Raw genomic sequence first — 12,293 nt, forward strand, 5'->3', positions numbered from 1 at the left:
GTGTTCCGGCGGCTGCGAGTCACACCCGTTTGTGCGGCGCCGCGTTCTGTGCGCTAGGGCACCGCGCCCAATGGCAGCAGCACGCGCACACCGGGTGGTACCAGGTCCGTCGGGAGGTAGCCGATCGCTTTGGGGTCTTGCTGCAGGATGTGGATCAACTCAGCGGCGTTGAGCTGTCGCGGTGGCTTTGCGAGGCCCGAGAACACCAGCCGCGCGCGCAGCCCGCGCATCATCGCCAGGTTCTTGCCGGCCAGGTGCAGGTAGAAAACCTCGCGCGCCGGATCAGTGTCCGGGAGATCGTAGGTGATGTAGTCACGACGCTGGTCCAGCACGAACATCGCATAGGCTTCGTCGCGGGTCAGGCTCGTCAGCGCGGAGTCGGCGCGCACGACGATGGCGATCTCACTGCCGCACGCGCTTTCGGGCCGCGCGCAGATGATCGCGACGACGAGCGCGAACGCCGCCCAACGGCGCGTGCCTTGGCGCTGCGATTCAGAACTGGTAGTCCAGCGCCAGCGTGAAGACATGGATCGGGGCGCTACGGCCGTCGAAGCTTGCGGCAGTGTTGGCGAACACACCGCGGGAGTTGGATGCGTCGAGCGCGTGCCTGTCGTACTGGGCCTTCAGCGCAAAACCGCGGTCTAGATCCCAGCGGATGCCTGCCGTCAGAAGCGTGCTCTCAAGCGTATTCAGCGATGCGTTGTAGGCGCGGAGTGCGGGCACCGCCGCCGCGGGCGATGCCGGTACCGGTTGCGGCGCATAGTCGTCGTCGAAATGGATCTGCGCGATCGCGGCGAAGGGCGTGAGGCGTCCGATCGAGTAGCCCGCGATGGCGTACCAGTCGAACTGCTGCGCCACCAGTTTGGTCGGGCTCTTGCGGTAGATCGCTTCAGTTCGCAGCGTCCATGGCGCGTCCTGATATTCCAGGCCGAAGTCGAACTGCCATGTGCTGTTGTAGCCGGTGTTGTAGTTGAAGGCGAGCGCCGCGGCCGGCGGGTAGCTGGCCGCGGCTTGTGTCAGCGCAGCGTAGAGCTGACGGGTGCCGGGCGACACATTGCGTACATCGGCATGAAACGCGCCGAGATAGCCGCGCCAGGCGCCCTGCGAGACGTCGAACGACAGACTGACGAGGTCGCGCACCGTAACGATGGAGTCACCGACCCGGGTTTGCAGGTCGACCTCACTGTTGCCGTAGGCGATTCGGCTACGCACCATCAGGCCACCCAGGCGGTTCGTCAGGCTGAGGTCGGCGCCATCCAGCGAGGTCAAAGGCATCGGAAAGTACACCGCAAGCGGCGCGCGCGCCTCCAGCCGGCTGTAGCCGACCCAGCGCGTCTCCGATTGCATCCCCGAGGGCATCGGGTAACGACCGAGCCGCAGCACGATATCGTCACGCGGCGCCCAGCCCGCATATAGCCAGTCCGCGCGGGGCTTGATGTCGTCGTAGGTGTCGCTGGCCACGATGACCTGGGCGACGGCCCGCCAGGACGGCAGCGGCGTGTCCCAGCTCAGTTGCAGCGCGAGGTTGGAGTCATTGGCGAAATCCCATTCACGCGATCGGCCGCTGCCCTGGCTCTGGAACTGTGCTGCACGGAAGTCGGCCGCACCATCGGTGAGTGCGCGGGTTGCGGCCAGCGTGGCGTAGCCGTCCAGGCGTAGTTCGCCAAAGTCGCCTGCACCCGCCGCGCTCGGCGCTGCGGCGCAGGACAGGGCTGCCGCAAGGGCGAGGCTGATCGGTGTTCGCGGAAATCCGTGCATGCCGGTTCTCCTGTGCGAGGCTGTAAGACGGCGCTTTGCGACTTCGGGGGCGCCGGCCAGGGCTTACGGGCTGGGCTGCAGCACGGCCACGCTGCGCGTACCTGCTGGTAAATCGGATGCCGGCAGGTACGCGACCGCAGTGTGATCGGCGGCGAGGCGGCCGATCAGTGTGGGCATGTCGAGCTGCTGTGGCGGCCGCCCGGTGCCGGTGAACACAAGCTTTGACCGCAGCGCGCGCATCATCGTCAGGTTCTTCTGCGCCAGGCGCATGTAGAACGCGGCACGAGTCGGGTCGCTTTCCGGCAGGTCGAGCGGATGGAAGTCGCCGCGCCGGTCGAGCACAAACATCGCGTACACCTCGTCGCGTGTCATCAGCCGTATCGATGAGTCGTTGCGCACGACGACCGCGATCGCGCCGACGGCGGCGGGGTCAGCGGCCACGACATCCCCGCAGGTCGCCAGCAAACATGCCAGCAGAAGCCCGCGCAGCGAGTCAGAACTGATAGTCCAGCGCAAGCGAGAGCACATTGATCGGGTCGGTGCGGCCGATGAATCCGGGTTGGGGGTTGACGAACATGCCGCGCGAGTTGGCTTCGTCGAGTTTCAAGCGGTCGTACTGCAGCTTCAGCACTGCGCCACCGGGTAGGTCGTAGCGCACACCAACGCCGACGCGGCGTTGCGCCAGGCCGATCAGCGTGGCGTTGTAGAACGCGGACAGCGCTGCGCCGCCTGGCGTGCCGGTCGGCAGCTGCTTGGGTGACAGATCACTGTCCTGCCACTGGCGACCGGCCGTGATGAAGGGCGTGAAGGCGCCGATCGTGTAGCCGCCTACTGCGTACCAGCCACGCACCGCGTAGATCAACAGCGTGTCGGAACTGCGTCGGACCGCTTCGGTCTTGAATGACCAGGGGGCGCCGAGATATTCGAAACCCAGGCTTAGCTGAGAGACCGGGAACCAGTCGGTCGGGTAGGCCGCGGCCATCTCCGCGGCAATCGGCGAGCCCGGCGCCAGCGCAGAAAGCGAGTCATGCAGCCGTGCCAGCGGCGCTGACTGAACGCGTGCCTCGCCGCGGAATCCGCCAATGTAGGCCCGCCAGACCTCGCCGCCGAACTCGATGCTGCTCGCGGTGACGCGCCGCAGGTCTACCGAGGTGACGCCGGTCCGCGACGCCGTGTCGAAATCGGTCTGCCCAGCACCCGCGCGTAGTTGCAGGTAGTGACTGTCAAAGTCGCGCCGCCAGCGCAAGGATGCGCCATCGAGCGACGTCATCGGCAGGTGGAAATAGGTCTCCGGCTGCGGTGTGGTGGTCAGACGGGCGTGGCCCAGCCAGCGGACCTCCGAATCCATCATTGCCGGGAAGGGCGTTCGGCCCGCACGCAGCTTCAGTGCGTCGGAAGGCTGCCAGCCGACGAAGAGCCAGTCGAGGCGGGGCTTGAAGTCGTCATGCGTGTCGTTTGCAAGGACGCCCTGCGCTACGACCGTAAGCCCCTCCACCGGCGGGGACCAGAAAGCTTGCAGCCCGAGGATCGAGTCGTTCTGGAAGTCCCAAGTGCGGGTGCGATCGGAGCCTGCACTCAGGTAGTTCGCGCTGCGGTAATCCGCCGCGCCGCCGCTGTCCGCCTGTGTCGCGACCAGCGTGGCAAAACCGTTCAGCCGGAACTCACCCGCCGTCTCGGAGACGAACTCGGCAGCTTGCGTTGCCAGCGGGCACAGGATGCCGCAAACAAGAAGGAGGACGTGAGGCTGCGTGGCCATGTCGATGCTTACGGCATGGCTGGCGGGGAACTTGAGCCCGGATTGCCGCTGCCCAGGCCGAGGGCGCTGGGCTCAGCGAGCCGGATTGGCGCTGCCGGTCAGCTCGATGAAGCGTGCGCGGTCATCGTCGAAGCGCTGGCGGATCTGGTCTGCCTCGCGTGTTTTCTGCGCGATCACGCTGCGCAGCGCGGCGAGTTCGGAATCCGTTGCGGTGATGTCTTCGCGCAAAGCGGGCGGGGCGGGCTTGCCCTTGAGGGCGGCGACGCGCGTGTCGAGCGATTTGCGCTCGGCAACCAGTTCGCGTTCGCGGCGGCGCAGGTTGTTGATCTCCTGCGTCGCGCCCTGCATCGTCAGATCGCGGCGCGCTTCGATCTCGCTTGCAGAGCTGTAGCTTTCGAGCAGCGCCTTGTCACGCCGCTGACGTTCGGCGACACGTGCTTCGGCATCGCGCTTGGCTTTCTCTTCAAGCGCTTTCCGCGCGCGCTCTTCCTGCGTCAGCGGCGCTTCGACGTCTCGCCGCGTCACGCCGCTGCGCGACATCTCCTTGTAGGCGCGGTTGTAGCAGGCCTGTGGCAGCGGGTCGCCGCACACCTTGTGGCCTGACGCATCCTCGCAACAGAACACGCGCTCTCCTGCCGCATGGGCGGCAGTGGCTGCGAAGCAAGCGAGCAGAAGCAGCAGCCGGTCAGGCCGCATCGCCAATGCCCCATTGCGCACGATAGGCCTGGACGGCATCAAGGTGCGAAGCCAGTTGCGGGTTGCTGCCGAGATACGTGATCAGGTCGAGCAGGGTCGCGACGGCGACGACCGGGACGCCGAACTGACTGCGCACCTCCTGCACCGCGGACAGCGCACCGGTGCCGCGCTCCATGCGATCAAGCGCGATCACCACGCCGGCCAGTTCCGCGCCCTGAGCCCGGATGATCTCGACGGACTCGCGCACCGAAGTGCCGGCGGAGATCACGTCGTCGAGCACGAGGACGCGGCCCTTGAGCGGCGCCCCGACCAGCGTGCCACCTTCGCCGTGATCCTTGGCTTCCTTGCGGTTGAAGCAGAACGGCACGTTATGGCCGCGCTCGGCGAGCCGGATTGCGGTGCCCGCTACGAGCGGGATCCCTTTGTAGGCCGGGCCGAACAGGGTATCGAACGCGATTCCGGAGCTGGCGACCGCATCGGCGTAGTAGCCGCAAAGCTGGCCGAAGGAGGCTCCATCATCGAACAGCGCCGAGTTGAAGAAGTAGGGGGACAGGCGGCCCGCCTTGGTCTTGAATTCACCGAAACGCAGAACGCCTTTTGCGACGGCGAGAGCGAGGAAATCGCGGCTAAAATCCACAGTTGTCCTAAGTACAGTTTTTGGCGCTTTTGCCGCGCCTGTCAGTTCGTAAAATATTCCGACAAATGGCCCTGCCGATGTTACGCGTCATCACTCTCAACCTCAACGGCATCCGTTCCGCTGCCAGCAAAGGATTTTACGAATGGCTGGCGGAACAGCGTGCCGACTTGGTGTGCCTGCAGGAAATCAAGGCTCAAGAGGCCGATCTGACCGAGGCGCTGCGTGCGCCGGCCGGCTGGCATTCACGTCTGCACTGCGCGGAAAAGAAGGGCTACAGCGGCGTCGGCGTGTTTGCACGGCCGCAGCCCGCGGGCTGGGTCGAAGGGCTCGGCCACGCCGAGTTCGATGCCGAGGGCCGCTATCTGCAGGCCGATCTGCAGACCGCGATTGGTCCTTTGTCCGTCGTTTCGCTGTACTTGCCGTCCGGTTCCAGCTCAGAGGAGCGCCAGGCGGCGAAGTTCCGCTTCATGGACCTCTTCCTGCCGCAGATGGCGGCGCTGCGGGCGAGCGGGCGCGAGGTGATCGTGTGCGGCGACTGGAACATTGCACATCGCGAGGCCGATCTGAAGAACTGGAAGTCGAACCAGAAGAACTCCGGCTTCCTGCCGGAAGAACGTGCCTGGCTGAGCCGTCTGTTTGACGAGCAGGGCTGGGTCGACGTGTATCGCCGTCTGCATCCGGACACCACTGACGCCTGTTATACATGGTGGTCGAACCGCGGCCAGGCTTGGGCCAAGAACGTCGGTTGGCGTCTCGACTATCAGATCGCCACGCCGGGCATCGCCGCGCTTGCGCGCAGCGCCAGCGTCTACAAGGATCAGCGTTTCAGCGACCACGCACCGCTGACCATCGACTATGAGCTTGCCTTGCAGGGCTGATGTGCCCGGCGATTGCCGCGCATGAGCCGCCGGGAGTAAGCTGGGGCAGGGTTGCGGCGGGCGCCGCAATCCTTGTTCCTGCTACCGGAGACAGCCATGAGCGAGATGACGCAAGCCACGCGCGACAAGATGATCGCGGATTTCAAGCTGGTGATCAGCGACGCCGAGCAACTCCTGAAACTGACCGCCGACGACGCCTCGGGCAAGTTCTCCGATGTTCGCGGCCGCCTTGGCGAGCGCCTCGCAGCGGCGCGTACGCAAATGAGCGAGCTCGAAGCGGCGGCGGTTGCAAAGGCCAAGGAAGTCGCCAAAGCCACCGACAACTATGTCCACGAGAATCCATGGCAGTCGATCGGTATTGCTGCCGGCGTCGGCTTCCTTGTCGGACTGCTGGCCGGTCGTCGCTGATCACATGATGCCGCGGCGAACGACGCACACTGGAGCCGGTCATGGCGGGCGATGAGGGCGGCGGTATCGCCGAGCGGCTCGGGCGGCTCGGCGACGCCGCACTCGGTACCGCGCAGACGCGGCTTGCGCTGCTCGCAGTCGAGGTTGAGGAAGAAGGGCTGCGGCTCGGCACGGCGCTGTTCCATCTGATCCTCGCTGCCCTATTTACAGGCTTCGGCTTGCTCGCACTGGCGGTGTTCGTGACCGTGTGGCTGTGGGACAGCCATCGTCTGTTGGCGCTCGGCCTTGATTCCGTGCTGTTCCTCGGGCTTGCGGCCTGGACGGCCACTCAGGCGCATCGGCAACTTGCCAGTGGTTCCCGCATGTTCAAGGACAGCATTGCGGAGCTTGAGCGCGATCGCAACGCGCTGCGCGGGCGGCACGACTGATGGCTGAAGTCCGGCTCGCTGAGCGGCTGGCCGAACGCCGCGCCGCGCTCGTCGAGCGCTCGGGGCGGGAGCGGGCACGGCTCGCCGCCGATCTTGGTGCGCTTGCGCCAGCCTTCGGTGCTGCGGACAAGCTCGTCGTCGCGGCAAACTGGGCGCGGCGGCACGGGCCGGTCATCGTGCTTGTCGCTGCCGCAGTGCTGGCTGTGCGTCGCCCATCCAGGCTTGTGAAGTATGCCGGCCAGGCTTGGTCGCTATGGCAGGTTTACCGTGGCTATCGCGACCGCATCGACGGTTTGATTGATCGAATCGAACGGCACTGAGGCCTGCGGCGCGGGCAAGCGGCGGGTCGGCCTTGATCCAGCGCATCCGTCCTGATTCGCGGGCCTGTGGTTTGACGGGTCTGGGCGCTAGAATCGCGGATTCTTGACCCCCCCGGAGCCCACGATGCTCGAATCGTATTTCAAGTTGAGCGAACACCGCACCACGGTGCGCACTGAACTTCTCGCAGGCCTGTCGACCTTCCTGACGATGGCCTACATCATTTTCGTCAACCCTAGCATCCTGTCTGCAGCCGGCATGCCGCACGACGCCGTGTTTGCAGCGACCTGCCTTGCGGCGGCGCTCGGTTCGATGATCATGGGCCTGTACGCCAATTATCCGATCGCGATGGCGCCGGGCATGGGGCTCAACGCCTACTTCGCCTTTGCCGTGGTGCAAGGCATGGGCTTTACGTGGCAGGCTGCGCTCGGCGCGGTGTTTATCTCTGGCTGCTTGTTCATTCTGGTCAGCCTGTTCAAGGTGCGCGAGTGGATCGTCAATGCGATCCCGCATTCGCTGAAGCTGGCGATTTCGGCCGGTATCGGCCTCTTTCTCGCGATCATCGGCCTCAAGAACGCCGGCCTGATCCAAGGCAATCCGGCGACGCTGGTGACCCTCGGCGACCTGCATCAGCCGGGCCCGCTGCTCGCGATCGGCGGTTTCCTGTTGATCGTTGCGCTGGAAGCTCGGCGCATCACTGGCGGCATCATCCTTGGCATCCTCGCGGTGACGGTCGCTTCGATCGCGCTTGGTTACTCGAAGTTCTCCGGCGTGTTCTCGGCGCCGCCATCGCTGGTACCGACCTTCGGCCAACTCGACATTGGTGCCGCACTCAACGCCGGCCTGGTGACCGTGGTGCTGACCTTCTTCCTGGTTGAATTGTTCGATGCGTCGGGCACGCTGATCGGCGTGTGCCATCGTGCCGGCCTGCTCGACAAGGACGGCCGTCTGCCGCGCCTGAACCGCGCGCTGCTGGCCGATTCCACCGCGATTGCCGCTGGCGCCGTCATGGGTACGTCTTCGACGACTGCCTACATCGAGAGTGCTGCGGGCACGGCGGCCGGTGGCCGCACCGGCCTCACCGCAGTCACCGTGGCGCTGCTGTTCCTCGCCGCCTTGTTCCTCGCGCCGCTTGCGGGTGCGGTGCCGGCCTATGCAACCGCCCCGGCGTTGATTTATGTTGCGATCCTGATGACGCGCGGCCTTGCCGAGATCGACTGGGAAGACCTCACCGAAGCAGCGCCGGCCGTGGTGTGCGCGGTGACGATGCCTTTTACCTTCTCGATTGCGCATGGCATCGCCTTCGGTTTCGTCGCCTACGCCGGCATCAAGTTGCTGGCTGGGCGCGCAAAGGAAGTGCCGGTGGCAGTGTGGGTGATTGCCGCGGTATTCGTAGGCAAGTTCGCGTTGCTCTGAGCAGCGTGGAATCGGGGGGCGGCGCATGTGCCGGCCCTCCGGGTCAGGCAGACTGGGTGTGAGCACGGCGAACGAAACGAAGCGGAAGGGCGCGGCAAGACTCCAGGATCTCCTGACTTGCTGTGTGCTGGCCTGCGCGCTCGTCGCCGGTGCCGCCCAGGCCGGCATTGGCGAGGATGTGCAGGCACTCGCCGCGCGCCGCGATGTGTCGACGCGCGATGTGCAGAACCAGCTCGACGCCATGCGCAGCGCACTTACGAGCGCGCCGGCAACCGTGCGCCGTGAGGCGCAGCGGCTTCAGGCCGAGGTCCTGATCGAGCGCGGCCAATTCCGTGCCGCGAGCGAGCAGCTCGCGCAGTTGCAGGCCAACGCCGAGGCGGTACACGACGACCAGATGCTGATCCGCGCGCTGGTGCTCAAGGCGCGGCTCGCCTACTACCGCGGGCAGCCGGAACAGCAATACGAGGCGGCAAGGCGCGCCGTCTCGGTGGCCGAGCCGCTCGGAGTGCAGACCCTGCTGGCGCAGGCCCAGCAGGTGCTCGGCATGGCGTATGTCCGGCTCGGGCGCAATGAAGACGCAATGCGCACATTGCTGGCGGCGCTTGATACCGCGAAGAAGGCGGGCGATGTACCGCTTGGCGGCCTGATCCTGAAGTCACTCGCGGTCGTCCAGACCTATGTGCCGGACATCGCGCGTGCGCGGCAATACATCGAGGAGGCCCTCCGCACGATCGAGCCGACGGGCGACCAGTGGCTGCTGTCCGAGATCGAAATCCTGCGGGCGATCGTGTCGGGGCCGGTGGAGGACAACACATCGGACCTGTCGATGCTGATTCGTGCGCATCGAATGTCCGAGCGCCTTGAACTCGCTTTCGATGAGGAGATCTCGCTCGTCAACCTGTCGGACTGGTATCTCAACAAGAAGGAATGGGCACGTGCGATCGAGGTCTCGAAACAGGCGGTGGAAGTCGCCATGCGTTTCGACGAGCCCGAGCACAGCGGGCTCGCTTTCATGAACTACGGCCTCGCGCTGATCGGTGGCGACCGCGCGCCGGAGGGCATCCGCCAGCTTGAAGAAGCGATCGCGGTGTTCCGTCGTTCCGGTGAGGATGCCTTCCTCGCCAACGCGATCTACGAGGTCGCCAAAGCCTACGAGCGCGTCGGCCGCATGAAGGACGCGACCGCTGCGTACCGCGACTACCGCGCGGTGCGCGATGCCAACGAGGGGCGCTCGCGTGCGCGGCTGGTCGCGGAGATGCAGGAACGCTTCGATGCCGAGCGCAAGCAGACCGAGATCCTGCGGCTGCGCGAGGACAACCTGCGCACCACTGCGGCGGCCGAAACCCAGCGGCAGCGCGCGATGTTCTGGAGCATCGTCGCCGCGATCACGATCGTCGCAGGGTTTGTGATCGGCCTGATGTTCCGCCGCACGCAACGCGTCAACGCACGCCTCATCGAGGCAAACAGTCAGCTCGCGTTCCTTGCCGAGCGCGACTCGCTGACCGGGTTGTTCAATCGCCGCGCGATGCGCGCATGGATCGAGACGCAGACCGTGTCGTCCGACGTCTCGCCGATGGCCTTGCTGCTGCTCGACATCGACCACTTCAAGGGCATCAACGATCGGCTCGGCCACGCGATTGGCGACGAGATCATCATTGAATTCGGTCAGCGGGTGCAGGCCTTGCTGCGCGATGGTGACCGCCTTGCGCGTTGGGGGGGCGAGGAATTTCTCGTGGTGTTGCGCGGCGTATCCGCGCATCAGCTGCCGGCGCTCGCGCAACGCATCCTGCGCAGCATTTCGGACACCCCATTCGGCACATCGATCGGCCCGGTGCCGGTTACGGCGTCGATGGGCTTCGCCCCCTTCCCGCTCGATCCGGAAGCAGTCGACGAGGGTTGGGAGGGGCATCTGGCGATCGCCGATCAGGCGCTGTACCGCGCCAAGGGCAGCGGCCGCAACGCCGGCTTCGGTGTGCTGGCGCTCGTTGCGCCCTGGGGCGAAGTGCGGCGAGGTCTGGCGGAGAGCTTCGACAGCGTGATCGCGAACGGTTTGGTGATTTCCGATGCCTGCCGCGGCGGCGCAAGCCTGGTCGACAAAGTGATCCCGTTCGGAGGCCGCAACTATTCGCCCAACTGAGCGCGGCCGATAGGCCGGGTTCGCTGCATGAGGTAAGCGGTGCGGCTGCGCCGACCCGGCCGCCAGACCCGTTTACCAGTCTTCAAGTTTTTCTTTCTTGTGTTTGACGACGCCGCATAGGCCGTCGCTGGAGTATTCATGTTGCTTGACCCCAACTACCTGCGCGACCGTATCCGTACGGTGCCCGACTGGCCACAAGCCGGCGTGCAATTTCGCGATATCACCCCGCTGCTGCAGGACCCGAAGACGCTGCGCGTGCTCGTGGAGCAATTCGTGTTCCGCTACATGGATCAGGACATCGATCTGATCGCCGGTATCGATGCGCGCGGCTTCATCATCGGCGCGATCCTTGCCCATGAGCTGAACGTCGGCTTCGTGCCGATCCGCAAGAAGGGCAAGCTGCCCTACACGACGATCTCTGAAGAGTACGAGCTTGAATACGGCAGCGCGACGGTGGAAATGCACAGCGACGCCTGCAAGCCCGGCGACCGCGTGCTGCTGATCGACGACCTGATCGCAACCGGCGGCACGATGATGGCCGGCAAGCGGCTGCTGGAGCGGCTCGGCGCCGTCGTCGTGGAAGGCTGTGCGATCGTCGACCTGCCCGAACTCGGCGGCTCGGCCCTGCTGCGCGAAGGCGGCCTGAAGCTTTTCACGCTCGTCGACTTCGCTGGTCACTGAATCTGAATACGAAAGAAGGAGAACTCATATGTCCGTCGTCGATATGAAGGAAATCGAGCGCGCGATGGCCGAGGCGGACTGCCTCGTGCCGGACGAAGGCGTCGAAGCCGCGTTGGACCAACTTGCCGAAGGCATTACCGCGCGCCTGCGCCACACCAACCCGCTGGTGTTCTGTGTCATGAACGGCGGCCTGATCCTCGCCGGCCGCCTGTTGCCGCGCCTGCCGTTCCCGCTCGAAGTGTCCTACCTGCATGCGTCGCGCTACGGCCACGCCTTGCAGGGCAACCTGCTCGACTGGCGCGTGCGCCCGACGCAGGATCTGCGCGGCCGTACGATTCTGGTGCTCGACGATATTCTCGACGAGGGCCATACGCTGTCGGCGATTCTCGAATACCTGAAGGCCGAAGGCGCCGGGCAGGTCTTCTCGGCGGTGCTCGTGCACAAGCTGCACGACCGCAAGGCCTCGCCGGGCATGCGTGCCGACTTCACCGGGCTCGACGTGGCCGACCGCTTCCTGTTCGGTTGCGGCATGGACTACAAGGGCTACTGGCGCAACGCGCCGGGCATCTACGCGCTGAAGGGGTACTGAGTGCCTGCAACGCGCGATCAGGTTGTCGAAGCGACGCAACGCTGGCTGGAGCGTGCGGTGATCGGGCTCAACCTGTGCCCGTTCGCCAAGTCGGTATGGGTCAAGAACCAGGTGCGCATCACCGTCAGTGAGGCGCAGACCACAGATGCGCTGCTCGATGAGCTGGTCGCGGAGTTGCAACTGCTGGCCGACACGCCTGCCGAAGAGACTGACACCACCTTGCTGGTCCATCCGCAGGTGCTGACGGACTTCTACGACTTCAACGACTTCCTCGACGTTGCCGACATCGCGCTGGCTGAGCTCGGGCTTGACGGCGAACTGCAGATCGCGAGTTTCCACCCGGATTTCCAGTTCGCCGACGCTGACCCGGACGACATTACCAATGCCACGAATCGTTCGCCGTATCCGACGCTGCACCTGATCCGCGAAGCGAGCATCGACCGTGCCGTCGAAGCCTTCCCGGACGCCGCCGACATCTACGAGCGCAACATGGAAAAGCTGCGCGAGCTGGGGCCCGAGGGCTGGGCGGCGCTCGGCGTCGGGCCGGACGCGCCGGAGAAGTGAGCCGAGGCGCCGTTCGACGGCGCCGCC

15 protein-coding genes are annotated in these 12,293 nt (G+C 65.5%); 9 read left to right on the forward strand and 6 right to left on the reverse strand.

Annotated features, from left to right (window positions below):
* Nucleotides 1–53 precede the first annotated feature (53 nt).
* The 6 genes from ACE3P0_RS14065 to pyrE form a co-directional block, all read right to left on the reverse strand.
* Entirely contained in the window at nucleotides 54–527 is a 474-nt protein-coding gene (locus tag ACE3P0_RS14065; protein ID WP_374403312.1) for a hypothetical protein, read from the reverse strand.
* Nucleotides 493–1,758 (reverse strand): hypothetical protein, encoded by a 1,266-nt coding sequence (locus ACE3P0_RS14070; protein ID WP_374403313.1) that lies wholly within the window; start codon nucleotides 1,756–1,758, stop codon nucleotides 493–495. The genes ACE3P0_RS14065 and ACE3P0_RS14070 overlap by 35 nt, the downstream gene beginning before the upstream one ends.
* Before the next feature lie 63 nt (nucleotides 1,759–1,821).
* Nucleotides 1,822–2,223, reverse strand: a complete 402-nt coding sequence (locus tag ACE3P0_RS14075) for a hypothetical protein (RefSeq protein ID WP_374403314.1) — start codon at nucleotides 2,221–2,223, stop codon at nucleotides 1,822–1,824.
* Between the two features lie 28 nt (nucleotides 2,224–2,251).
* The gene (locus ACE3P0_RS14080; RefSeq protein ID WP_374403315.1) at nucleotides 2,252–3,514 is read right to left on the reverse strand and encodes a hypothetical protein; all 1,263 of its coding nucleotides are present in this window, start codon (nucleotides 3,512–3,514) and stop codon (nucleotides 2,252–2,254) included.
* A 72-nt stretch (nucleotides 3,515–3,586) separates the two neighbouring features.
* Nucleotides 3,587–4,138: a hypothetical protein gene (locus tag ACE3P0_RS14085; RefSeq protein ID WP_374403316.1), complete on the reverse strand. Its 552-nt coding sequence runs from the start codon at nucleotides 4,136–4,138 to the stop codon at nucleotides 3,587–3,589.
* Nucleotides 4,139–4,199: 61 nt separating this feature from the next.
* Nucleotides 4,200–4,847, reverse strand: a complete 648-nt coding sequence (gene pyrE, locus ACE3P0_RS14090) for an orotate phosphoribosyltransferase (RefSeq protein ID WP_374403317.1) — start codon at nucleotides 4,845–4,847, stop codon at nucleotides 4,200–4,202.
* A 77-nt stretch (nucleotides 4,848–4,924) separates the two neighbouring features.
* On the opposite strand from pyrE, the gene ACE3P0_RS14095 reads away from it, so the two are divergent.
* From ACE3P0_RS14095 to ACE3P0_RS14135, 9 genes are all read left to right on the forward strand, one after another.
* Entirely contained in the window at nucleotides 4,925–5,725 is an 801-nt protein-coding gene (locus ACE3P0_RS14095; RefSeq protein WP_374403318.1) for an exodeoxyribonuclease III, read from the forward strand.
* Between the two features lie 96 nt (nucleotides 5,726–5,821).
* A complete protein-coding gene (locus tag ACE3P0_RS14100; protein WP_374403319.1) occupies nucleotides 5,822–6,133 on the forward strand; it encodes a YqjD family protein in 312 nt (103 codons plus the stop codon).
* 41 nt (nucleotides 6,134–6,174) lie between these two features.
* Entirely contained in the window at nucleotides 6,175–6,561 is a 387-nt protein-coding gene (locus ACE3P0_RS14105) for a phage holin family protein (RefSeq protein ID WP_374403321.1), read from the forward strand.
* The gene (locus tag ACE3P0_RS14110; RefSeq protein WP_374403322.1) at nucleotides 6,561–6,881 is read left to right on the forward strand and encodes a YqjK family protein; all 321 of its coding nucleotides are present in this window, start codon (nucleotides 6,561–6,563) and stop codon (nucleotides 6,879–6,881) included. Before ACE3P0_RS14105 ends, ACE3P0_RS14110 begins: the two co-directional genes overlap by 1 nt.
* A 124-nt stretch (nucleotides 6,882–7,005) precedes the next feature.
* Nucleotides 7,006–8,295 (forward strand): NCS2 family permease, encoded by a 1,290-nt coding sequence (locus tag ACE3P0_RS14115; RefSeq protein WP_374403323.1) that lies wholly within the window; start codon nucleotides 7,006–7,008, stop codon nucleotides 8,293–8,295.
* Nucleotides 8,296–8,419: 124 nt separating this feature from the next.
* On the forward strand, nucleotides 8,420–10,432 hold the full coding sequence (locus tag ACE3P0_RS14120) for a diguanylate cyclase (protein ID WP_374403325.1): 2,013 nt from the start codon (nucleotides 8,420–8,422) through the stop codon (nucleotides 10,430–10,432).
* Between the two features lie 138 nt (nucleotides 10,433–10,570).
* Nucleotides 10,571–11,113 carry an adenine phosphoribosyltransferase gene (locus tag ACE3P0_RS14125; RefSeq protein ID WP_172203339.1) on the forward strand — a complete coding sequence of 181 codons (543 nt, stop codon included), beginning with the start codon at nucleotides 10,571–10,573 and terminating at the stop codon, nucleotides 11,111–11,113.
* Nucleotides 11,114–11,141: 28 nt separating this feature from the next.
* Nucleotides 11,142–11,702 (forward strand): hypoxanthine-guanine phosphoribosyltransferase, encoded by a 561-nt coding sequence (locus ACE3P0_RS14130; RefSeq protein ID WP_374403326.1) that lies wholly within the window; start codon nucleotides 11,142–11,144, stop codon nucleotides 11,700–11,702.
* The gene (locus ACE3P0_RS14135) at nucleotides 11,703–12,266 is read left to right on the forward strand and encodes a DUF1415 domain-containing protein (protein WP_374403327.1); all 564 of its coding nucleotides are present in this window, start codon (nucleotides 11,703–11,705) and stop codon (nucleotides 12,264–12,266) included. It begins immediately after the preceding gene.
* Nucleotides 12,267–12,293 lie beyond the last annotated feature (27 nt).

The organism is Niveibacterium sp., from assembly GCF_041909475.1.
GTDB lineage: Bacteria > Pseudomonadota > Gammaproteobacteria > Burkholderiales > Rhodocyclaceae > Niveibacterium.